We start from the raw sequence: 21,201 nt of genomic DNA on the forward strand, positions 1-21,201 counted from the left end.
ATGCCTGCTCTGGAAATCGAAATCATCAACAAGCTGGGCCTGCACGCCCGTGCTTCTGCAAAATTTGTTGGCGTTGCCGGTGAATTCAAGGATTGCACGATTAGGGTAGGACGCACGCCGGAAACTACGGTCGACGGCAAAAGCATCATGGCCATGATGATGCTCGCTGCGGGCAAGGGCACCAAAATCCACCTGAGCACTGAAGGCGAGCAAGCTGATGAAGCGCTGCAGGCATTGGTGGATTTGATCAACAGATACTTCGACGAAGGCGAATAATACCGCGCCTGTAGCAGCTGCCGAAGGCTGCGCCAGCTGCTACAAAATTCGTGTCAGGCCAACGCCGTATCCATCACCATCATCAGACAAAACCCGATCAGCAAGCCAAGGCTAGCGAGCTTGTCGTGACCATTGCGCCGTGATTCGGGAATCACTTCGTGGCTAACCACCAGTAGCATTGCCCCCGCCGCCAGGGCCAGACTTAAAGGCAACAACAGCTCGGCAAAGCTCACCAGCCACGCGCACAACAGCGCGAATATCGGTTCGACCACGCCTGACGCCGCACCGATCAGAAATGCCTTGACCCTCGACATCCCCGCCCCGGCCAACACCAACGCAATCACCAGCCCTTCTGGCACATCCTGCTGTCAGTACCGATGCAAAACTGACCCACCCTACCGGTTGAAAACTGACCCACTTGGGCAAAATGCAGCTTTTGCGAGCTGCCCATGCTGTCCCAGGAGCAACACGTGGAAATCAGTGTTCTTATTCGTCAGGGTTTATCTATTCGGTCCATCGCGCAACGGATCTGGCGACTCATCCAGCGCCAGCTTTCGAGGTACGGTTGCTCGTGCAAGGCAGAACTCATGATCCGGGCTCATTTGGTAATGAGATTTATTATTGGATGATAATGAGAAACAAAACAACTCGCTACTTGCGCAGGGTTAGTTGTGGGAGCGAGCCTGCTCGCAATGGCGCAGTGTCAGTCGACATCGTTGGCGGATGTTCCACCGCAATCGCGAGCAGGCTCACTCCTACAGGGGGCTGGTGCCAGGCGCATAAAAAAGGCGCGCCACCCGATGGGGTGGCGCGCCTTTTGTGTAGCGGTAAGGGTTAGCTACCCGCCACTGTCATCCGCTCGATCAGCACCGAACCGGTGCGAATGTTGCTGCGCAACTCCAGGTCATTACCGACCGCAATGATCTGTTTGAACATGTCACGCATGTTGCCGGCAATGGTGACTTCCTGCACCGCGAACTGGATCTCACCGTTCTCGACCCAGAAACCCGCCGCGCCTCGGGAGTAATCGCCGGTGACCATGTTCAGGCCCTGGCCCATCAGCTCTGTGACCAACAAGCCACGCCCCATGCGGCGCAACAAAGCGGCCTGATCTTCATCCCCGTGGGTGACGAACAGGTTGTGCACGCCGCCGGCGTTAGCGGTGCTCGGCATCCCGAGCTTGCGCCCGGAGTACGTGCCCAGAATGTAGGAGACCAACTCACCCTTTTCGACGAACGGTTTGGCGTAGGTCGCCAGGCCATCGCCATCGAATGCGGAACTGCCCATGGCGCGCATCAAGTGCGGACGCTCATCGATGGTCAGCCATTCCGGGAACAGCTTCTGACCCAGCGTGCCTTCCAGGAACGATGATTTGCGATACAGACTGCCGCCGGAAATGGCCGACAGGAAGCTGCCGAACAAACCACCGGCCAGTTCAGCGGAAAACAGCACTGGCACTTCGCAGGTTGGCACCGGACGTGCGCCCAGACGGCTCGCGGCCCGTTGCGCGGCACGCTGACCGATGCTCACCGGGTCGGCCAACAAATTGCCCTGACGGTTCACGTCGTACCAGTAATCGCGCTGCATCTGGCCATCGGCCTCGGCGATCATCACGCAGCTCAGGCTGTGGCGCGTCGACGCATAGCCACCGATAAAGCCGTGGCTGTTACCGTACACGCGGCATCCCTGATGGGTGCTGAGCGTGGTGCCGTCGGCATTCTTGATCCGGCTGTCGGTGGCAAACGCGGCGGCTTCGCAGGCCAGCGCTTGTTCGATGGCTTGTTCCGGGGTGATATCCCATTGGTGGAACAGGTCAAAGTCCTGAAGATCGCGAGCCATCAGCGCGGCATCAGCCAGGCCCGAAGCCTCGTCTTCGGAAGTGTGCTTGGCGATGGCCAGTGCCGCCGCGACGGTTTCGCGAATGGCGTCAGGACCGCTCGCCGAGGTACTGGCCGAGCCTTTGCGCTGGCCGACGTACAAGGTGATGCCAAAGCCTTGATCGCGATTGAATTCGACGGTTTCGACCTCACGCTGGCGCACCGACGTCGACAAGCCCTGCTCCAGCGACACAGCGACTTCGCAGGCGCTGGCGCCCTGACGCTTGGCTTCAGCAATGATCTGCTCGACTTGTTCTTGCAGTGCCGGCAACGCTTGTGGGCCGACGCTTTCAACTGCACTCATGCTGTTCTCCACTCAAATTCTGCTTTCGGTATGGCCTTCGAGCGACCGGGCCGGACAAGCGGCCCCCGACTGGTTATCATGGCGGCGTTTCTTTGCGGACGGCCACCATGGTTGATTCTTACGACGACTCCCTCGATACGGGAGAAAAAAGCAAATCCCAGGTTAAACGCGAGCTTCATGCTCTGGTTGACCTTGGCGAGCGCCTCACAACACTCAAGCCTGACTTGCTGGCAAAACTGCCGTTGACCGACGCTATGCGCCGGGCACTGGCCGATGCGCCCAAGCACACCGCGAATATCGCGCGTAAACGGCACCTTATGTTCATCGGCAAACTGATGCGCGATCAGGACACTGACGCCATTCTGACGTTGCTCGATCAACTCGATGCCTCCACCCGGCAGTACAACGAACGTTTCCATGGCCTGGAACGCTGGCGCGATCGCTTGATCGCGGGCGACGATGCAGTCCTGGAGAAGTTCGTGCTCGACTACCCGGAGGCTGATCGTCAGCAATTGCGCTCCCTGATCCGTCAGGCCCAGCACGAACTGGCGACCAACAAGCCACCGGCATCGAGCCGTAAAATCTTCAAGTACATCCGTGAGCTGGACGAGACTCAACGCGGTCTGCGTTAAGTCCCGAATCGGGTGAGTCGCCAAGCGCCTCACCCGAGGCTCCATCCTTTCTTACGACCCTGTGCCACCCACAGTGATCGCATCGATTTTCAGCGTTGGCTGGCCGACACCCACCGGCACCGACTGCCCATCCTTGCCACACGTCCCTACGCCGCTGTCCAGCGACAGATCGTTGCCGACCATCGACACCTTGCTCATGGCTTCCGGGCCGTTGCCGATCAATGTCGCGCCTTTGACCGGCGCAGTAATCTTGCCGTCTTCGATCAGATACGCTTCGCTGGTGGAGAACACAAACTTGCCGCTGGTGATGTCGACTTGCCCACCACCGAGGTTGGCGCAGTAGATGCCACGCTTCACCGAAGCGATGATTTCTGCCGGATCACTTTCGCCCGCCAGCATGTAAGTGTTGGTCATGCGCGGCATTGGCAGGTGTGCATAAGATTCGCGTCGACCGTTGCCGGTACGGGCCACGCCCATCAGGCGGGCGTTGAGCTTGTCCTGCATATAGCCTTTGAGTACGCCGTTTTCGATCAGGGTGGTGCACTTGGTCGGGGTACCTTCGTCATCGACGCTCAGGGAGCCGCGTCGGCCTGCCAGCGTGCCGTCATCGACGATGGTGCATAGTTTGGACGCAACCATCTCGCCCATGCGCCCGCTGTAGGCGGAGCTGCCCTTGCGGTTGAAGTCGCCTTCCAGACCGTGGCCGACCGCTTCGTGCAGCAGCACGCCGGACCAGCCGGAACCCAACACCACCGGCAACGTGCCGGCCGGAGCCGGAATGGCTTCAAGGTTGACCAGCGCCTGACGCAACGCTTCACGGGCGTAGCCCATGGCGCGGTCGTCACTGAGGAAATAACGGTAATCGGTACGCCCGCCGCCGCCATGTCCACCGCGCTCGCGGCGACCGTTTTGCTCGACGATCACGCTCACATTGAAGCGCACCAGCGGCCGCACGTCGGCGGCCAGGCCTCCATCGGTGGACGCGACGAGGATACGTTCCCACACACCCGCCATGCTCACGGTCACTTGCTGGATACGCGGGTCGAGGGCACGAGTGGCGGCATCGATGCGCTTGAGGAGTTCGACTTTCTCGGCGCGGGTCATCACTTCCAGCGGGTTATCCGGCCCGTACAACTGGGCGACGTCCTGAGTCGTGAACGCCTGTACCGTACCATTCTGCCCAGCGCGGGAGATCGAACGCGCGGCACGGGCCGCCGCACCGAGGGCTTCCAGGGTGATGGCATTGCTGTAGGCAAAACCGGTTTTTTCACCCGACTGTGCACGCACGCCGACACCTTGGTCGAGGTTGAAGCTGCCTTCCTTGACGATCCCGTCTTCCAGCGCCCAGGACTCGGAAATCTGCCCCTGGAAATACAGGTCGGCGGCATCGATGCCCGGGCCGGCCAGATCGCCGAGCACGCCTTGCAGGCTCTCGATCGTTACGCCGCCGGGCGCCAGGAGGTGTTCACTGACTGAGGACAACAACTCGCTCATATGCTTTACGCCTTAAATTCATCGTTCTGAGGCAGGTCGCTGAGCGCCCTGCGAGAAAAAGCGCCGGTGACTGGACACCGGCATCCGCGCCCTGATGGACGCCTGTTCGCTGCTATCGCGTTCGGCCAGCAGCACGGCCTCGCCTTGATCCTGTTGCGCCAGCACCCGCCCCCACGGGTCGATGATTGCGGCATGCCCCCAGGTTTCGCGCGGCCCCGGATGAATCCCACCCTGGGCGGCCGCCAGCACATAACACTGCGTCTCGATGGCGCGAGCGCGAATCAGCACATCCCAATGCGCCGCACCGGTCACCGCCGTAAACGCCGACGGCGCGGTAATCAGCTCCGCTCCAGCGGCGCGTAATTCGCTGTACAGCTCCGGGAAGCGCAGGTCATAACACACCGTCAGCCCGACTCGACCGACCGGCGTATCCGCCACCACCACCCCACTGCCATAAGCATAGTCATCGGACTCGCGATAACGCCCACGATTGTCTGCCACGTCTACGTCGAACAAATGCAGCTTGTCGTAACGCGCCACCGTCTCGCCGTGATCATTCACCAACAGCGAGCAGGCATGCACTTTCGCCGTCGGTTGATCCACTGGCGGCAACGGCAACGTGCCGGCCACTATCCATAATTTGAGGTCGATGGCTGTCTGTTTCAACCATGGCAGGATCGGGCCGTCGCCCAACGCTTCGGCACGGCCGATGTCGGCAATGTCGCGTCGGCCCATCGCGGCGAAATTTTCCGGCAACACGGCGAGTTGCGCACCGCCGGCCGCCGCCTGTTCAAGCAGCCGGCGTGCCTGGGCCAGGTTGGCCTGAACGTCGCTCTGGCTGACCATCTGAATCACCGCTACCGACATGGCCTTTCCTTACTTGAGAAGAGTCCGCCTGTAGCAGCTGGCGGAGCCTGCGTCCGGCTGCGAAGCAGTCGTAAAATCGGTCGACATGGTCTTTCAGATAAACCGTGCAATCCGGATTTACGACTGCTGCGCAGCCGGACGCAGGCTTCGCCAGCTGCTACACGACCTGCGTTTGGCCATGCTACTCCATCGGCCCAGGACATGGCTTTTGAAAAAGAGCGTCAAAAAGGCTTGTCGAAGGTGATTTTCGGATCTTTCCAGGGCCCTTTTACGTTGTATTGCACACTGGCAAAACGGGCCATGCGGTCACCCATCAGTTTATCGATCAGGAACAACGCGCCGCCGACTGCCGGAGCGCCAACGATCAACGCCGCGATCGGCAAGTTAGTGGCCACCGGCAAACTGACCAGTAACTTGGCATCAATCTGATCACCCACAAGGTTCAGGGTGCCATTGAGTTCAATGTTGCTGGACGGTCCGGTCATCCGGATCGGCTCACGGGTGACGTAGACGCCATTGGTCGCGACCAGCACACCTTTGACCCGGTCATAACTCAGGCCTGAGCCGAACAAGTCGGAAAAGTCCAGGCGCAAGCGCCGACCGATGGAGTTGAAATTAAGCAGGCCGAAGACTTTCAGGGCCTGGGCACTGGCGTCGACCTCAACAATCTGGCCCTTGGTGAGCGTTGCATCAAGGGTGCCGGAGAAACGCTTGCTGGCCAGCCAGGCCGGCGAACCAGGCCAGCGACCATCAACATCCAAATGAAACGATTCACTCGTGACACTGGGCGCAAAGCCCCAGTTTTTGAGCGCATCGGCAAGATTCTTGCCGCTGATCCGCCCCTTGTACCAACTGCTGGAGCTACCGGGAACGCCTTCCCAGCCACCACTGCCTTGCAAAAGAATCCCTTTGAGGCCCATGTCCAGCGCATTGAGCGCAATGCCCCTCGCGGTCGGACGAATTTTCATTGACCAGGCGCCCACCAGATCCGGCCCCAGGAACAGCTGGTTGATGGAGATGTCCAGTGCCGGAATCTTTGTCGGGTCCACCGTAACCAATGGATCGGGCGCGTTTTCGTCGGTCACGACCTTGGGATCCGCTGCGGGCAGGCGTACGTATTGCAGATTGACCGTGATTGGTGCGCCTTTCGCATCCGGAACACCGACGGAACCTTTGACCTGCTGACTGTCGAGTTGCAGCGCCCAACTGGCGGGCTTTCGGTTCAGCTGCACAGAAGCCTGATCGAGGGTAGCGCCCAGAGCACTGAGCTTGCCAACCTTGAAGTCCGCACTGCTGAGTAACTGTTTGGCACTGTCGCCCGACACCTGGCCGGCGTACTTATCCAGCAAATCCTTCCACGGGCCGACATCCAGCTCCGACAGCACGCCCCGCACCCGCAGACCTTTGACACCGGGCAATACGGCCTCGCCACCACCGAGAAACAGCTCACCGCGCCCCCCGGCAAAATTTCCGTCCGGTGCTGCATATGTAAAGTTCGCCAACTGACCGTAATTAACCCAGTAGCGCCGCTCCGGACCTTGCAAGGTCATGCGAAACGACGTGTCGCGGCACGTACCGGCCGTCAGGCCAAACGGGGCCGGCAGGTCGATTGTCGCGCCTTTGAGGCAGGAGTTGACCATCAACTGACTGTCAGCACCGCTCAGGTTCAGTTCCAGCTCATACGGGATCACCCCGAAAACCGGTACTGGCTGAGTCACGTGCAACCAGTCGGTGAGCTTTTTGATCTCCACCTGACCGGAGGCCATGACGCGGGTCTTGAGATTACTCGAATTGCCATCGGCGAAAATCTGCGCAGTGACAGGCTTGTCAAAGACGCGGGCGCTGATGCGCTGCCCGCTCAATCCCTTGGTGCTGTCAAAGCGGAAATCGCCCTTGAGTTGAGTCAGCTCCAGTGTTGGCTCCGCCAGTTTCAGACGCGCCTTGGCGGTCTTGAAGTCAACGATAATCTTCGGCAGCTCGCCTTTGGCCAGCGGGATATCCAGTTTCAATTTGCCTTGCAGATCGCCCTCACCTTCCCAGCCGGCAAAGGTTGCAGCAGTGCCTATCGGCGCTGTCTGAAGAATTTTCAGGCCATCGCCCAAGCCACCGGCGAATTCACCGTCGAGGAACAGATGAGAAGTTTTGCCCTCAGGCACATGCGGAATATCGACATAAATATCGCGCACCTGGGTATCGAGCAACTGACCCTTGCTGGCCAGAACCCGAACACCACTGTCTTCAACAAACACATCACCCGTGACCTTGCTGACATGCGGCCAGCCCGGCTGGAAAGCCAGTTCGGCATCGTGCACCTTGAAGAACAGGCTGATGCTGCGGTCGGTGTCGCTGGCGCCAGATTTCAGCGACCCCTGATACTGGAAGAAACCTTCGTCCACCGCGCCTTTGATAATCGCTGTTCGCAGCCATTCGTCCAGCGCCGGGCCGAGCATTGTCGGCAGGTACTTGGCGGTGTAACGACCATCCCCATCAACCATGCCGACCCGAAGATCCATGTAATCATCCTGAGCGGGATCGAAACGCAGGCGAATCAGGAAGTCGCCGGCAATCTTGCCTTCTTCGCCGAGCACCTTGAGGTACGGCGCGATCAGGGTGAAACCTTCTTTGTCGAGCTTCCAGGTCAGCGTCGCGTTGGCCTGAATGTATTGCCATGGCTTGGCGAAAATGGGGGTCAGGTGCAGGACAAAGTCCTTGCTGTCCATGCGCAGCTCGCCCTTGCCCAGGTCGCCGCTGATGCTGCCGCTGACATTTCGCGCCGCCGGAGCACCGTAATAAGCGTCAAAACCTACCCGGTCGAGGTTCGCGGCGAAGCTGAACTTGCTGTCATCGGTGGCATTGGGTTTGAAGTCGATGAGCACATTGCGCAACCCGCCGGTCACCTTGAGCTGTTCGACCGCCGTGGCAACACCTTCGGGCAGTGGACCCAAGGCGTTCAGCAACGGCGTAAGCGGGGTGAGGTCGATGCGGTCGGCTTGCAGGTGCCAGATTTCTTCGACCTTGTCGGTGGCTGAAGTTTGTTTGAGTTGCAGATGCGATTCCCAGCGAGTGTCGCCGAAACTCATAGCCAGGGGATCCAGTGTCACCACAACGCCTTCGGCGCTACGCTGGAAATGGCCAGTGAGCGCCAGATTGGTGATCTCAATCGGCTTGCGTTTGGCGTACGCCCCTTTGAGCTGCAGTGCGTTCAAGCGGATTGCAGCGCTTTGCAGTGTGCCCTGCCCCCAATTGGCCCAGAGCTCGCCACCGGCCTTGATCTCGGAAAAATTCCATTCTTTGGTCAGTCGCTCGGGCAGCCATTTCGACCAGTCGCTCTGCGGCAAGCTCAGGTAGGCTTCTGCTGCACCGTCGCGCCATTCACTGGCGCGTATTCGGGTGCGCACGCTCATGGCGACGGGCTGGCCGTCAGGCAAGGTCAAACGGGCATCAAGGCGCTGGCGGGCGGCACCGACTTTCAGATTAAGGCCGACGTAGGTCAGGGTCAGCGGCGGATGATCCAGTGGTTGCAATGTCACCTGACTGTCGATCACCGATAACTGTTGCACCATCTGCAGGCGGTTGAGCAGTTGTTCAGGATCAAGCGGCTGATCCTGCTGCACCGGTAGACCTTCAAGCGCCCACTTCCCGTCGTCGCCTTCCTTGAGGCTGATCTTCAGGCCGTTGAGTTCCAGGTGAGCGATGCGCAACTGGCGAGTCAATAAACTTTCCAACATGTCCGGCACCGCACGGACCTGGTCCAGGCGCAAGGCATTGGCGCCCTCCCCGACTGTCACGTCATGAGCCAGCAAGATTGGCGCAAAACCACTCCAGTTACCTTCCAGCTTGCCGATTTTCAACGGCATGCCCAAGGCCTCGCTGGCTTTGGTTTCGGCTTCCGTAGTGTACTCGGCCACCAGCGGCGTCAGTTCTCGACCAAGGCTGACATACAGCGCCATCAGCACCAATACCAACGCGCACAGGCCCAGACCCCAGCGGGTCACTTCGACCAAAATGCGTGTCAGACGCTCCATGTCAGGTGGCTCCCATGGCGAAAATGCAGCAAAAAGCTGAGGCCAGCCGATTTAACAAGGATGAAACACAGCGATTCAGAGCAACACCACGTCGTATTGTTCCTGGGAATACATGGTTTCCACCTGAAAGCGAATGGTGCGTCCGATAAATCCTTCCAGTTCGGCAACATTACCTGACTCTTCATCGAGCAATCGGTCGACAACTTTCTGGTTCGCCAATACACGATAGCCTTCCGCTTGATAGGCGCGCGCCTCGCGGAGGATTTCTCGAAAAATTTCGTAGCAGACCGTTTCCGGCGTCTTCAGCTTGCCTCGCCCCTGGCAGCTACTGCACGGTTCGCACAGTACCTGTTCAAGACTTTCGCGGGTGCGCTTGCGGGTCATCTGCACCAGGCCCAACTCGGTAATGCCGATGATGTTGGTTTTGGCGTGGTCGCGCTCCAGTTGCTTCTCGAGCGTGCGCAATACCTGGCGCTGATGCTCCTCATCTTCCATGTCGATGAAGTCGATGATGATGATCCCGCCCAGATTGCGCAGACGCAGCTGACGGGCAATGGCGGTGGCGGCTTCGAGGTTGGTCTTGAAGATGGTTTCTTCAAGATTGCGATGGCCGACGAAGGCCCCGGTGTTGACGTCAATGGTGCTCATGGCTTCGGCCGGATCGACCACCAGATAACCGCCGGACTTGAGCGGAACTTTGCGTTCCAGGGCTTTCTGGATTTCGTCTTCAACGCCGTACAGATCGAAAATAGGACGCTCGCCCGGATAATGCTCAAGACGATCAGCGATTTCAGGCATCAGTTCGGCGACGAACTGCGTTGTTTTTTGAAAGGTTTCCCGGGAGTCGATGCGGATCTTCTCGATCTTCGGCCCCACCAGGTCACGCAAGGTCCGCAGCGCCAGGCCGAGGTCTTCGTAGATCACACTCGGTGCGCTGATGGTTTTGATCTGCTCGTTGATCTGATCCCAGAGCCGGCGCAGGTAGCGGATATCCATAAGGATTTCATCGGCGCCCGCCCCTTCGGCAGCGGTGCGCAAAATGAAACCGCCGGCCTCTATGATGCCTTCTTTGGCCACACAGTCGGTGACCACCTGCTTGAGGCGTTCACGCTCGGCCTCGTCTTCGATTTTCAGCGAAATACCGACGTGAGCGGTGCGCGGCATGTACACCAGATAACGCGATGGAATCGACAGCTGGGTCGTCAGGCGTGCGCCTTTTGAGCCGATCGGGTCCTTGGTGACCTGGACCACCAGGCTCTGGCCTTCATGTACCAGGGCACTGATGCTTTCGACGACAGGACCTTCGCGCAGGGATATTTCCGAAGCGTGGATGAACGCCGCGCGGTCCAGACCGATGTCGACGAACGCCGCCTGCATGCCTGGCAAAACCCGTACGACCTTGCCTTTATAAATGTTGCCGACGATCCCGCGCTTCTGCGTTCGCTCGACGTGGACCTCTTGCAGAACACCGTTTTCGACCACCGCCACGCGCGATTCCATCGGCGTGATGTTGATCAGGATCTCTTCACTCATGGCAGGGTCTCGTTCAGGCATATTCACGATAATGGCTGCATCTTGTCAGTACAGCGCTCAGCGCGCGTTAAGGGTTTGCCAACAGGGTATGCCGAAATAGCCGAGAAGTTCTGCGGTTTCGCACAGCGGCAGTCCGACCACAGCCGAGTAACTGCCGTTGAGCCCGGCAACAAATACCGCACCCAGTCCCTGAATTCCGTAGCCGCCCGCCTTGTCGCAAGGCTCACGGCTGGCCCAATAGGCTGCCGCTTCTTCGCGACTGATGTTGCGAAAGCGCACCAGACTGCGCACCACCCGAGACTCGCAGCGCTCTGCGTCGAGTACGGCGATCGCGGTCAGCACTTCATGCTCACGGCCGGCCAACTGCATAAGCATGGCGCACGCTTGGGCTTCGTCCACCGGTTTGCCAAGTATTTTCCCGTCCAGCACCACTGCGGTATCGGCCCCCAAGACGCAAAACTGCGCATCGGACACGACAACGTCCCGCCCGGCCTCGGCCTTGCCACGCGCCAGACGCTCGACATAGGCCGATGGGGATTCTTGAGCTAAAGGGGTTTCATCGATGTCCGCGCTGATGGCGCAGAACGACACGCCGATCTGCGTGAGCAGTTCACGCCGACGCGGCGAGCCTGAGGCGAGGTACAGCTGTTTCATCAAGACATCTCCCTGTTTAGTGCCCTGCCTCACAAATACTGTTCCTTTTTGGCGGCGTCTGTTGCAGCCGTACTGCGTTGCCGCTCCTCGCCATAGCGAGCTATGACTCGTCGCGGCGCCTTGTCTGGCAACAACAGCCACTCGCCAAAAAAGGGAACGTATTTGCGAGGCAGGGCCCCGGCAAATGCCTGACCGAATTAATTGATTTTGTAGCGTCGACGCAGACCACGCAAACCGTAGCTGACCCATGGCCACAGCAACGCACTGACCAGGGCCGGCAACACCAGCGCCAACGTTGGCTGACGATTACCGGTCAAGGCACTCAGCCACAATTGAACAAGCTGTGCGAGGCCGAAGATCACCAGGATCACCAGGCTCTGCTGCCACATCGGGAACATGCGCAAGCGTTGTTGCAGCGACAGCACCAGGAAGGTGATCAATGTCAGGATCAGCGCATTCTGGCCAAGCAAGGTGCCATAAAGCACGTCTTCAGCCAGTCCCAGGCACCAGGCAGTGAGCATGCCAATTTTTTGCGGCAGAGCCAGCGCCCAGAACGCGAGCAGCAACGCCAGCCACAGCGGACGGAGAATTTCCATGAATTGCGGCAACGGCGAGACGCTGAGTAACAGGCCGACAGCAAACGTCACCCAGACCATCCAGCCGTTTCGGGAGGCTTTGACACCGACCATTATTCTTGTCTCCCAGTGGTAGCCGGCGCGGGGACGGGCGGTTTGGCAGCAGGCTTCACGACGGTGGGTGGCGTTGCCGGCGGTTTAGCGGCTGCAGGGGCAGCCTCCGGCGGCTTCTTGACGCCCGGTTTCGTAGCAGTAGCAGGCTTGGCCGGAGTTGCGGTAGCCGGGGTAGCCGGCACGACAGGTGCGGCCGGCGCGGCAGCAGGTACAACCGCAGCAGGTGTCACAGGAACCGGTTTGGTTACAGTCGCCGGAATGATCGGGCCACCGCCGTGCTGGTCCAGTGCTTCCTGCGCCTGGGCCGCTTCGTTGGCGCGTTCCTCGGCTGTGCGGCCGTCGCTGTACACCAGCAGCAAATAACGGCTGCGATTCAACGCGGCGGTCGGTACAGCGCGAACGATCGCAAACGGCTGTCCGGAGTCGTGAATCACTTCCTTGACCGTGGCCACCGGGTACCCCGCCGGGAACCGCTGACCAAGACCAGAGCTGACCAGCAGATCACCTTCCTTGATGTCGGCAGTATCGGCGACGTGACGTAACTCGAGGCGCTCGGGGTTGCCGGTGCCGCTGGCAATCGCCCGCAAACCGTTACGGTTCACCTGCACGGGAATGCTGTGGGTGGTGTCGGTCAGCAGCAATACGCGGGAGGTGTAGGGCATCAACTCGACCACTTGTCCCATCAGACCGCGCGCATCGAGCACCGGCTGACCGAGGATCACACCGTCGCGCTCACCTTTGTTGATGATGATGCGATGGGTGAAGGGGTTCGGGTCCATGCCGATCAACTCGGCCACTTCGACCTTTTCGTTGACCAGCGCCGAAGAGTTGAGCAACTCGCGCAGCCGAACGTTCTGCTCGGTGAGGGAGGCAAGCTTTTGCATGCGCCCCTGCAACAGCAGATTTTCGCTCTTGAGTTTTTCGTTTTCGGCGACGAGTTCGGTACGGCTGCCGAATTGGCTGGCCACACCCTGCCATAGCCGCTGCGGCAGGTCGGTGATCCAGTAAGACTGCATCAGCACCAGCGACATTTGGCTACGCACTGGCTTGAGCAATGTGAAGCGGGCATCGACAACCATCAGCGCAACCGATAGCACGACCAGCACCAACAAGCGCACGCCCAGTGAAGGCCCTTTGGTGAAAAGCGGTTTAATAAGCCGCTCCTCCCAGGCAAATGTTCTTTTTATTCATACGGCATCAAACCGAGCTGGATGCAGACTGACAGAAGATAAACGCCAACAGGCAGCACTGCAAAGTGCTGCCTGCGCGCCAACAGCATAGATGCAACCGGCGAGATCACTCGCTGGAAAGCAGGTCCATGGTGTGTTTATCCATCATTTCCAACGCACGGCCACCGCCGCGAGCAACGCAGGTCAGCGGATCTTCGGCGACGATCACCGGCAGACCTGTTTCCTGGGCCAGCAACTTGTCGAGGTCACGCAGCAGTGCGCCCCCCCCGGTCAGTACCAGACCGCGCTCGGCGATATCGGATGCCAGCTCCGGAGGCGACTGCTCCAGTGCGCTTTTCACAGCCTGAACGATGGTGGCCAGGGACTCTTGCAGAGCTTCCAGCACTTCATTGGAGTTCAGGGTGAAAGCACGTGGAACGCCTTCGGCCAGGTTACGGCCACGCACGTCGACTTCACGTACTTCGCCACCCGGGTAGGCCGTACCGATTTCCTGCTTGATGCGCTCGGCGGTGGACTCGCCGATCAGGCTGCCGTAGTTGCGACGTACATAGGTGATGATCGCTTCGTCGAAACGGTCGCCGCCAACCCGTACGGATTCGGCGTAAACCACCCCGTTCAGGGAGATCAGAGCGATCTCGGTAGTACCACCACCGATATCGACTACCATCGAACCGCGCGCTTCTTCAACCGGCAGGCCGGCACCGATCGCAGCAGCCATCGGCTCTTCGATCAAGAACACTTCACGAGCACCGGCACCAAGGGCCGATTCACGGATGGCACGACGCTCAACCTGAGTGGATTTGCACGGAACGCAGATCAGCACACGAGGGCTAGGCTGCAGAAAGCTGTTTTCGTGAACCTTGTTGATAAAATACTGCAGCATCTTTTCGCAGACGCTGAAGTCGGCGATCACGCCGTCCTTCATCGGACGAATGGCAGCGATGTTGCCCGGCGTTCGGCCGAGCATGCGCTTCGCTTCGGTGCCGACAGCTACGACACTTTTCTGGTTACCGTGTGTCCGAATAGCCACAACCGATGGCTCATTCAGGACGATACCGCGCTCGCGCACGTAAATAAGGGTGTTGGCAGTGCCCAGGTCAATGGAGAGATCGCTGGAAAACATGCCACGCAGTTTCTTGAACATGGGAAAGGGACCCTAGGCAACGCGTGGGTAAAAAAGTGCGGCAAACTCTAACAACGACAGGGATTTTGGGCAAGGCGCCAATATGTTAAATTGGCCGCTTTTCTGTGCACCAACCCCCACAATCGCGGCCTTATGACCGTAGAAATGCGGTAGTGTTCAGACAATCTAACACACGGACGCCGTCCGTTCTGTTTTCCACTGGAGAATCGCAATGGCGCTTGAACGCTCCGACGTGGAAAAAATCGCTCATTTGGCCTGCCTTGGCCTCAATGATGCCGATCTTCCACACATCACTTCGGCCCTGAACAGCATCCTGGGTCTGGTCGACGAAATGCAGGCGGTCAATACCGACGGTATCGAGCCGCTGGCCCACCCACTGGAAGCCAGCCAGCGCCTGCGCGCAGACGTCGTGACCGAGACCAATCATCGCGAGGCCTATCAGTCCATCGCACCAGCGGTCGAAAACGGCCTGTACCTGGTTCCGAAAGTCATCGACTAAAGGGAAAGAGCCTGCAATGCATCAATTGACTCTGGCCGAGATCGCCCGCGGACTCGCCGAAAAAAAGTTTTCTTCCGAAGAGCTGACCAAAACCCTGCTGGCGCGTATCGCCCTGCTCGATCCTCAGCTCAACAGCTTCATCAGCCTCACCGAGGACCTGGCGCTCCAGCAAGCGAAAGCCGCTGACGCACGCCGGGCCAATGGTGAGAGCGGCGCCCTGCTTGGCGCGCCGATTGCGCACAAAGACCTGTTCTGCACCCAAGGCATCCGCACCAGCTGCGGCTCGAAGATGCTCGACAACTTTAAAGCACCGTACGACGCCACCGTCGTGGCCAAGCTGGCCGCTGCCGGGACCGTGACCCTGGGCAAGACCAACATGGACGAATTCGCCATGGGGTCGGCCAACGAGTCGAGCTACTACGGCCCGGTGAAAAACCCGTGGAACCTGGAACACGTGCCCGGCGGTTCGTCCGGCGGTTCGGCGGCAGCGGTTGCCGCGCGCCTGCTGCCTGCGGCTACCGGTACCGATACCGGCGGCTCCATTCGCCAGCCCGCCGCACTGACCAACCTCACCGGCCTGAAACCGACGTACGGTCGCGTTTCGCGCTGGGGCATGATCGCCTACGCCTCCAGTCTCGATCAGGGCGGCCCGATGGCGCGCACGGCCGAAGACTGTGCAATTTTGCTGCAAGGCATGGCCGGCTTTGATCCAAATGACTCCACCAGCATCGACGAACCTGTGCCCGATTACAGCGCCAGCCTCAACGGCTCGCTGCAAGGCCTGCGCATCGGTGTACCGAAAGAATATTTCAGCGCCGGTCTCGACCCGCGCATTGCCGAGCTGATCCACAACAGCGTCAAGGAGCTGGAAAAGCTCGGCGCCGTGATCAAGGAAATCAGCCTGCCGAACATGCAGCACGCGATTCCTGCGTACTACGTGATCGCCCCGGCGGAAGCCTCGTCCAACCTGTCGCGTTTCGACGGCGTGCGTTTCGGCCATCGCTGTGAAAACCCGAAAGACCTGATCGACCTGTACAAGCGCTCCCGTGGCGAAGGTTTCGGCCCGGAAGTGCAGCGCCGGATCATGGTCGGTGCGTACGCGCTGTCGGCCGGTTACTACGACGCCTACTACCTCAAGGCCCAGAAGATTCGTCGCTTGATCAAGAACGACTTCATGGCAGCCTTCAATGAGGTCGACATCATCCTCGGCCCAACCACGCCGAACCCGGCCTGGAAGCTCGGCGCCAAGAATAGCGACCCGGTCGCCGCGTACCTGGAAGACGTCTACACCATCACCGCCAACCTCGCCGGCCTGCCGGGCTTGTCCATGCCAGCCGGTTTCGTCGATGGCCTGCCGGTGGGCGTGCAACTGCTCGCTCCGTATTTCCAGGAAGGTCGCCTGTTGAACGTTGCCCACCAGTATCAGCTCAACACTGACTGGCACACCCGCACCCCAACCGGCTTCTGAGGAGACACACATGCAATGGGAAGTCGTGATCGGGCTGGAGATTCATACCCAGCTCACCACCCGGTCGAAAATCTTTTCCGGTAGTTCCACCACGTTCGGTTCCGAGCCGAATACCCAGGCCAGCCTCGTAGACCTGGGCATGCCCGGCGTACTGCCGGTGCTGAACCAGGAAGCGGTACGCATGGCAGTGATGTTCGGCTTGGCGATTGACGCCGAGATCGGTCAGCACAACGTGTTCGCCCGTAAAAACTATTTCTACCCGGACCTGCCCAAGGGCTACCAGATCAGCCAGATGGAATTGCCGATCGTCGGCAAGGGCCACCTGGACATCGCCATGGAAGACGGCACGATCAAACGTGTCGGCGTGACCCGTGCGCACCTGGAAGAAGACGCCGGTAAAAGCTTGCACGAAGAATTCAACGGTGCCACCGGCATCGATTTGAACCGTGCCGGCACGCCGCTGCTGGAAATCGTGTCCGAGCCAGACATGCGCAGTGCCAAGGAAGCCGTGGCCTACGTCAAGACGATCCACGCGCTGGTGCGTTACCTCGGCATCTGCGACGGCAACATGGCCGAAGGCTCGCTGCGTTGCGACTGCAACGTGTCGATCCGTCCGAAAGGCCAGGTTGAGTTCGGTACTCGCTGCGAAATCAAGAACGTCAACTCGTTCCGTTTCATCGAGAAGGCGATCAACAGCGAAGTGCAGCGCCAGATCGAGCTGATCGAAGACGGCGGCAAAGTGATCCAGCAGACCCGTCTGTACGATCCGAACAAGGACGAAACCCGTCCGATGCGCAGCAAAGAGGAAGCCAACGACTACCGTTACTTCCCCGATCCAGACCTGCTGCCCGTGGTCATCGAAGACTCGTTCCTCGACGACGTACGCGCCACCCTGCCGGAATTGCCACCGCAAAAACGCGAGCGCTTCCAGGAACAGTTCGGTCTGTCGGTCTACGACGCCAGCGTGCTGGCGACCAGCCGCGAGCAAGCCGATTATTTCGAGAAAGTCGCGAGCATTGGCGGCGACGCCAAACTGGCGGCCAACTGGGTGATGGTCGAGTTGGGCAGCCTGCTCAACAAACAAGGCCTGGACATCGAACAGTCGCCGGTTTCCGCCGAGCAACTGGGCGGCATGTTGCTGCGCATCAAGGACAACACCATCTCCGGCAAGATCGCCAAGGTGGTGTTTGAAGCGATGGCCAACGGCGAAGGCAGCGCGGACGAGATCATCGACAAGCGCGGCCTCAAGCAAGTGACTGACAGCGGCGCCATCTCGGCGGTGCTGGACGAGATGCTCGCGGCCAATGCCGAACAGGTCGAACAGTACCGCGCGGCAGACGAACCCAAACGCGGCAAGATGTTCGGCTTCTTCGTCGGCCAGGCCATGAAAGCCTCCAAAGGCAAGGCCAACCCGCAACAGGTCAACGAACTGCTCAAAAGCAAGCTCGAAGGCTAACCACAGTGATCGCTCCCACGCTCCGCGTGGGAGCGCCTCATTGGACGCTCTGCGTCCGCTTTTGTGACGCGGAGCGTCACTGGCTGCATTCCCACGCGGAACGTGGGAACGATCATAGGGTCACCTAATGAAGCGTCTGCTCAGTGCCTGCGCCCTGCTCGCCCTGCTGGCCGGTTGCGCCAGTAATGATGTCGTCGATCCACACGGCTACGACAAAACCGGCACCGCGTCTTATTACGGCGCCAAACACCAAGGCAAACGCACCGCCAGTGGCGAGCGTTTCAACAAGAATTCCATGACCGCCGCCCATCGCCAGTTGCCCTTCGGCACGCGGGTGAAGGTCACCAATCTGAACAACGACAAGTCCTGCGTGGTCCGCATCAACGATCGCGGGCCGCATACCCGCGGACGTCTGATCGATCTGTCCCATGAAGCCGCCGAGCGCCTGGGCATGATCAAAAGCGGCACCGCCAAGGTTCGCGTGCAAGCCCTCGACAACTGACAGACGGAGCACACCCATTTTCGGACTTGTCGATTTACCCCTGATCAGTGTGATTGAACTGCTCAGTGGCCTGGTTTTACTGATCTTCGGCGCCGAGTTGATGGTGCGTGCCGCCGTGCGTCTCGCGGCGCGGTGGCATGTGCGGCCGCTGATCATCGGCCTGACCATCGTCGCCCTCGGCAGCAGTGCGCCGCAGATGGTGGTCAGCTTGCAAGCCACCCTCACGGAAAATGCCGACATCGCCGTCGGCAGCGTTATCGGCGGCAGCATCTTCAACATTCTCGTCACGCTCGGGCTCTCGGCGCTAATCATTCCGCTGCGTGTTTCGCGGCAACTGGTGCGCCTGGACATTCCGCTGATGATCGGCGCCAGCCTGCTGGTGTTCGTCCTGGCCTGGAATGAAATACTGACCCGTACCGATGGCTTGATACTGCTGACCGCACTGGCGCTCTACCTGGGCTTGCTGCTACGTCAGTCTCGGCACTCGGCTCGTCCGCCATCGAGCGATCCGCACAGCCAGCCGGCCCCCTGGTTCAGCAGCCTGCTGATGATCGTGGGCGGGCTGGCGATGCTGATCTACGCCGGGCACCTGCTGCTGGGGGCAGCAGTGGCGGTTGCCACGGATCTAGGGCTCTCGGAACGAATCATCGGCCTGACCATCGTTGCCATCGGCACGTCCCTGCCGGAGTTGGCCACTTCATTGATTGCTGCCCTGCGCGGTGAGCGGGACATCGCCGTGGGCAACGTGATCGGCAGCAACCTGTTCAACCTGCTGGGTGTGCTGGGCGTGACAGCACTGATCGCACCGTCGCCGCTGTCGGTCTCACCCAATGCCCTGGGTTTCGATCTGCCGGTGATGCTCGGTGTCGCGGTGTTTTGTCTGCCGCTGTTCTATACGGGATACCGGGTGACCCGGGCCGAAGGTTTGCTGTGTCTGGGTTTGTACCTGGCTTACGGGCTGCACGTGGTGTCGTTCACCACCGGCATGCCACTGGCCGGCAAGCTTGAGCATTTGATGCTGTTTTTCGTCCTGCCGGCGCTGGTGGCGTTTCTGTTGCTCACGTCCCTGCTCGCCTGGCGTCGCCAACACCACAAGAGGGATGTGCCATGACCGACCATAAAAAACCTGGCGTTGAAGTCCGCCGCCAAGTGATGGGCGACGCCTTCGTCGACCGCGCACTGGGCAATGCCACGGAATTCACCCAGCCGCTGCAGGATTTCGTCAATGAACACGCCTGGGGCGCCGTCTGGAATCGTGATGGCCTGGCGCTGAAAACCCGCAGCCTGATCACCCTCGCCGCGCTGACCGCGCTCAAATGTCCGCAAGAACTGAAAGGCCACGTGCGCGGGGCACTGAACAACGGCTGCACGGTGGAAGAGATTCGGGAAACGCTGCTGCATTGCGCAGTGTATGCCGGCGCACCGGCGGCGATCGATGCGTTTCGGGCGGCGCAGGAAGTGATTGATAGCTACCAGAAGCCGGAGTGAAAATCCGAAGATTGTGGTGAAAGGCCTGCCGCCATCGCGAGCAGGCTCGCTCCCACAGGGGATCTCCTTTGTTGCACAAGTTGTGTGAACACTGAAGATCACTGTGGGAGCGAGCCTGCTCGCGATGAGGCCCTGAAGAACACCACCAAAGCTCTGGGTTAAATCCACCCACCCCACTGCAACAAAAAGATCCCGATATTAGTGGTCACCGCCGCCATCAACGTGGTGATCACAATGATCGCCGCCGCCAGCTCGTGATTGCCATTGGCCTGGCGAGCCATGACAAAACTGGCGGCAGCGGTCGGGCTGCCAAAGTACAGAAACAGAATCCCCAGCTCCGCTCCACGAAAGCCCCAGAGCCAGGCCCCGAGGGTCGCCAGCACCGGCAGGCTGATCATCTTCACCAGGCTTGAACTCAGCGCCATATTGCCACTTTTGCGCAACGCTGCCAGCGACAACGTCCCGCCAATGCAGATCAACGCCAGTGGCAAGGTGGTTTGCGCCAGGTATTGGCCCGACTTCTCAAGCCAGCCCGGCAAACCTATCTGGAAATAAGCAAACGGCGCCGCTGCAAACACGCTGATGATCAACGGGTTGCCCATAACGCTTTTGCAGATGCTCCACGGATCAGACTTGATCACCGGGCTGTACACCGCCAGCACAATGCTCGAAAGCGTGTTGTATAGCAGGATCACTAGCGCCGCGAGAATCGCGCCAAGGGATATCCCGTAATCACCGTACATACTCGCCGCCAGTGCCAGGCCGATCACCCCGTTGTTGCCACGAAACGCGCCCTGGGTGTAGATCCCCCGATCTTCACGCGGGCACTTCCAGATTGCCCAACCCCAGGCGAAGGCAAAACTAACGAGCGTGGCAATCGAGAAGTAGATCAGCAGCGCCGGTTGCAGCGCGGCGTGGAGGTCGGCATGCAGAATGCCCAGAAACAACAACGCCGGCATGGTGACGTTGAACACCAGGGCCGACGCAGTGATGATGAAATTGTCGTTGATCCAGCTGATGCGCTTGAGTAACACCCCCAGAAACAGCATGGCAAACACCGGCGCGGTGATGTTCAGGGTTTCGAGGAAGATAGCCAGCATGCC

18 protein-coding genes and 2 pseudogenes are annotated in these 21,201 nt (G+C 59.8%); 8 read left to right on the top strand and 12 right to left on the bottom strand.

Features of this window, described 5'->3' with window-relative positions; all coding sequences use genetic code 11:
* The gene (locus PMI22_RS27000) at positions 1–276 is read left to right on the top strand and encodes an HPr family phosphocarrier protein (RefSeq protein WP_007942762.1); all 276 of its coding nucleotides are present in this window, start codon (positions 1–3) and stop codon (positions 274–276) included.
* A gap of 53 nt (positions 277–329) precedes the next feature.
* Here PMI22_RS27000 and PMI22_RS26995 read toward each other — a convergent pair.
* From PMI22_RS26995 to pmbA, 3 genes and pseudogenes are all read right to left on the bottom strand, one after another.
* Positions 330–641, bottom strand: a pseudogene (locus PMI22_RS26995) (ZIP family metal transporter); the annotation flags it as partial.
* Between the two features lie 146 nt (positions 642–787).
* A pseudogene (locus PMI22_RS32390) lies at positions 788–865 on the bottom strand (FagA protein); the annotation flags it as partial.
* A gap of 245 nt (positions 866–1,110) precedes the next feature.
* On the bottom strand, positions 1,111–2,457 hold the full coding sequence (gene pmbA / locus PMI22_RS26990) for a metalloprotease PmbA (RefSeq protein WP_007942766.1): 1,347 nt from the start codon (positions 2,455–2,457) through the stop codon (positions 1,111–1,113).
* Between the two features lie 107 nt (positions 2,458–2,564).
* Between pmbA and yjgA the strand changes: the two genes are divergently transcribed.
* On the top strand, positions 2,565–3,089 hold the full coding sequence (gene yjgA, locus PMI22_RS26985) for a ribosome biogenesis factor YjgA (protein WP_007901505.1): 525 nt from the start codon (positions 2,565–2,567) through the stop codon (positions 3,087–3,089).
* Between the two features lie 51 nt (positions 3,090–3,140).
* Here the strand turns inward: yjgA and tldD are convergent, their stop codons facing one another.
* The 8 genes from tldD to mreB form a co-directional block, all read right to left on the bottom strand.
* Positions 3,141–4,583 carry a metalloprotease TldD gene (gene tldD / locus PMI22_RS26980; RefSeq protein ID WP_007942767.1) on the bottom strand — a complete coding sequence of 481 codons (1,443 nt, stop codon included), beginning with the start codon at positions 4,581–4,583 and terminating at the stop codon, positions 3,141–3,143.
* An 18-nt stretch (positions 4,584–4,601) separates the two neighbouring features.
* Positions 4,602–5,450 carry a carbon-nitrogen hydrolase family protein gene (locus PMI22_RS26975; protein WP_007942769.1) on the bottom strand — a complete coding sequence of 283 codons (849 nt, stop codon included), beginning with the start codon at positions 5,448–5,450 and terminating at the stop codon, positions 4,602–4,604.
* 221 nt (positions 5,451–5,671) lie between these two features.
* Positions 5,672–9,475 carry a YhdP family protein gene (locus tag PMI22_RS26970; RefSeq protein ID WP_007942770.1) on the bottom strand — a complete coding sequence of 1,268 codons (3,804 nt, stop codon included), beginning with the start codon at positions 9,473–9,475 and terminating at the stop codon, positions 5,672–5,674.
* 75 nt (positions 9,476–9,550) lie between these two features.
* Positions 9,551–11,008: a ribonuclease G gene (gene rng / locus PMI22_RS26965; RefSeq protein ID WP_007942771.1), complete on the bottom strand. Its 1,458-nt coding sequence runs from the start codon at positions 11,006–11,008 to the stop codon at positions 9,551–9,553.
* A 57-nt stretch (positions 11,009–11,065) separates the two neighbouring features.
* On the bottom strand, positions 11,066–11,662 hold the full coding sequence (locus tag PMI22_RS26960; RefSeq protein ID WP_007942772.1) for a Maf family protein: 597 nt from the start codon (positions 11,660–11,662) through the stop codon (positions 11,066–11,068).
* A 197-nt stretch (positions 11,663–11,859) separates the two neighbouring features.
* A complete protein-coding gene (gene mreD / locus PMI22_RS26955; RefSeq protein ID WP_007942773.1) occupies positions 11,860–12,351 on the bottom strand; it encodes a rod shape-determining protein MreD in 492 nt (163 codons plus the stop codon).
* Complete coding sequence (gene mreC / locus PMI22_RS26950) at positions 12,351–13,505, bottom strand: rod shape-determining protein MreC (protein WP_081502724.1); 1,155 nt, start codon at positions 13,503–13,505, stop codon at positions 12,351–12,353. The genes mreD and mreC overlap by 1 nt, the downstream gene beginning before the upstream one ends.
* A 142-nt stretch (positions 13,506–13,647) precedes the next feature.
* On the bottom strand, positions 13,648–14,685 hold the full coding sequence (gene mreB, locus PMI22_RS26945; RefSeq protein ID WP_002555108.1) for a rod shape-determining protein MreB: 1,038 nt from the start codon (positions 14,683–14,685) through the stop codon (positions 13,648–13,650).
* A 211-nt stretch (positions 14,686–14,896) separates the two neighbouring features.
* Here mreB and gatC point away from each other — a divergent pair, with 211 nt between their 5' ends.
* The 6 genes from gatC to PMI22_RS26915 all read left to right on the top strand — a co-directional run bounded on the left by gatC (position 14,897) and on the right by PMI22_RS26915 (position 20,098).
* A complete protein-coding gene (gene gatC, locus PMI22_RS26940; protein ID WP_007901429.1) occupies positions 14,897–15,184 on the top strand; it encodes an Asp-tRNA(Asn)/Glu-tRNA(Gln) amidotransferase subunit GatC in 288 nt (95 codons plus the stop codon).
* A 16-nt stretch (positions 15,185–15,200) separates the two neighbouring features.
* Positions 15,201–16,652, top strand: coding sequence for an Asp-tRNA(Asn)/Glu-tRNA(Gln) amidotransferase subunit GatA (gene gatA / locus PMI22_RS26935; RefSeq protein WP_007942775.1), 1,452 nt, complete (start codon positions 15,201–15,203; stop codon positions 16,650–16,652).
* A gap of 10 nt (positions 16,653–16,662) precedes the next feature.
* Entirely contained in the window at positions 16,663–18,108 is a 1,446-nt protein-coding gene (gatB, locus tag PMI22_RS26930; protein WP_007942776.1) for an Asp-tRNA(Asn)/Glu-tRNA(Gln) amidotransferase subunit GatB, read from the top strand.
* Between the two features lie 127 nt (positions 18,109–18,235).
* On the top strand, positions 18,236–18,610 hold the full coding sequence (locus PMI22_RS26925; protein WP_007942777.1) for a septal ring lytic transglycosylase RlpA family protein: 375 nt from the start codon (positions 18,236–18,238) through the stop codon (positions 18,608–18,610).
* A 49-nt stretch (positions 18,611–18,659) separates the two neighbouring features.
* Positions 18,660–19,721: a calcium/sodium antiporter gene (locus tag PMI22_RS26920; RefSeq protein ID WP_007942778.1), complete on the top strand. Its 1,062-nt coding sequence runs from the start codon at positions 18,660–18,662 to the stop codon at positions 19,719–19,721.
* Positions 19,718–20,098: a carboxymuconolactone decarboxylase family protein gene (locus PMI22_RS26915; RefSeq protein ID WP_007942779.1), complete on the top strand. Its 381-nt coding sequence runs from the start codon at positions 19,718–19,720 to the stop codon at positions 20,096–20,098. The genes PMI22_RS26920 and PMI22_RS26915 overlap by 4 nt, the downstream gene beginning before the upstream one ends.
* 158 nt (positions 20,099–20,256) lie before the next feature.
* Here the strand turns inward: PMI22_RS26915 and PMI22_RS26910 are convergent, their stop codons facing one another.
* A complete protein-coding gene (locus PMI22_RS26910) occupies positions 20,257–21,198 on the bottom strand; it encodes an AEC family transporter (RefSeq protein WP_007942780.1) in 942 nt (313 codons plus the stop codon).
* Positions 21,199–21,201 lie beyond the last annotated feature (3 nt).

This window comes from Pseudomonas sp. GM21 (genome assembly GCF_000282215.1).
Classification (GTDB): Bacteria; Pseudomonadota; Gammaproteobacteria; order Pseudomonadales; family Pseudomonadaceae; genus Aquipseudomonas.

Coding starts and splice junctions, on each gene's coding strand:
- PMI22_RS27000 (WP_007942762.1), top strand. CDS start 1: ATGCCTGCTCTGGAAATCGAAATCATCAACAAGCTGGGCCTGCACGCC.
- pmbA (WP_007942766.1), bottom strand. CDS start 2,457: ATGAGTGCAGTTGAAAGCGTCGGCCCACAAGCGTTGCCGGCACTGCAA.
- yjgA (WP_007901505.1), top strand. CDS start 2,565: ATGGTTGATTCTTACGACGACTCCCTCGATACGGGAGAAAAAAGCAAA.
- tldD (WP_007942767.1), bottom strand. CDS start 4,583: ATGAGCGAGTTGTTGTCCTCAGTCAGTGAACACCTCCTGGCGCCCGGC.
- PMI22_RS26975 (WP_007942769.1), bottom strand. CDS start 5,450: ATGTCGGTAGCGGTGATTCAGATGGTCAGCCAGAGCGACGTTCAGGCC.
- PMI22_RS26970 (WP_007942770.1), bottom strand. CDS start 9,475: ATGGAGCGTCTGACACGCATTTTGGTCGAAGTGACCCGCTGGGGTCTG.
- rng (WP_007942771.1), bottom strand. CDS start 11,008: ATGAGTGAAGAGATCCTGATCAACATCACGCCGATGGAATCGCGCGTG.
- PMI22_RS26960 (WP_007942772.1), bottom strand. CDS start 11,662: ATGAAACAGCTGTACCTCGCCTCAGGCTCGCCGCGTCGGCGTGAACTG.
- mreD (WP_007942773.1), bottom strand. CDS start 12,351: ATGGTCGGTGTCAAAGCCTCCCGAAACGGCTGGATGGTCTGGGTGACG.
- mreB (WP_002555108.1), bottom strand. CDS start 14,685: ATGTTCAAGAAACTGCGTGGCATGTTTTCCAGCGATCTCTCCATTGAC.
- gatC (WP_007901429.1), top strand. CDS start 14,897: ATGGCGCTTGAACGCTCCGACGTGGAAAAAATCGCTCATTTGGCCTGC.
- gatA (WP_007942775.1), top strand. CDS start 15,201: ATGCATCAATTGACTCTGGCCGAGATCGCCCGCGGACTCGCCGAAAAA.
- gatB (WP_007942776.1), top strand. CDS start 16,663: ATGCAATGGGAAGTCGTGATCGGGCTGGAGATTCATACCCAGCTCACC.
- PMI22_RS26925 (WP_007942777.1), top strand. CDS start 18,236: ATGAAGCGTCTGCTCAGTGCCTGCGCCCTGCTCGCCCTGCTGGCCGGT.
- PMI22_RS26915 (WP_007942779.1), top strand. CDS start 19,718: ATGACCGACCATAAAAAACCTGGCGTTGAAGTCCGCCGCCAAGTGATG.
- PMI22_RS26910 (WP_007942780.1), bottom strand. CDS start 21,198: ATGCTGGCTATCTTCCTCGAAACCCTGAACATCACCGCGCCGGTGTTT.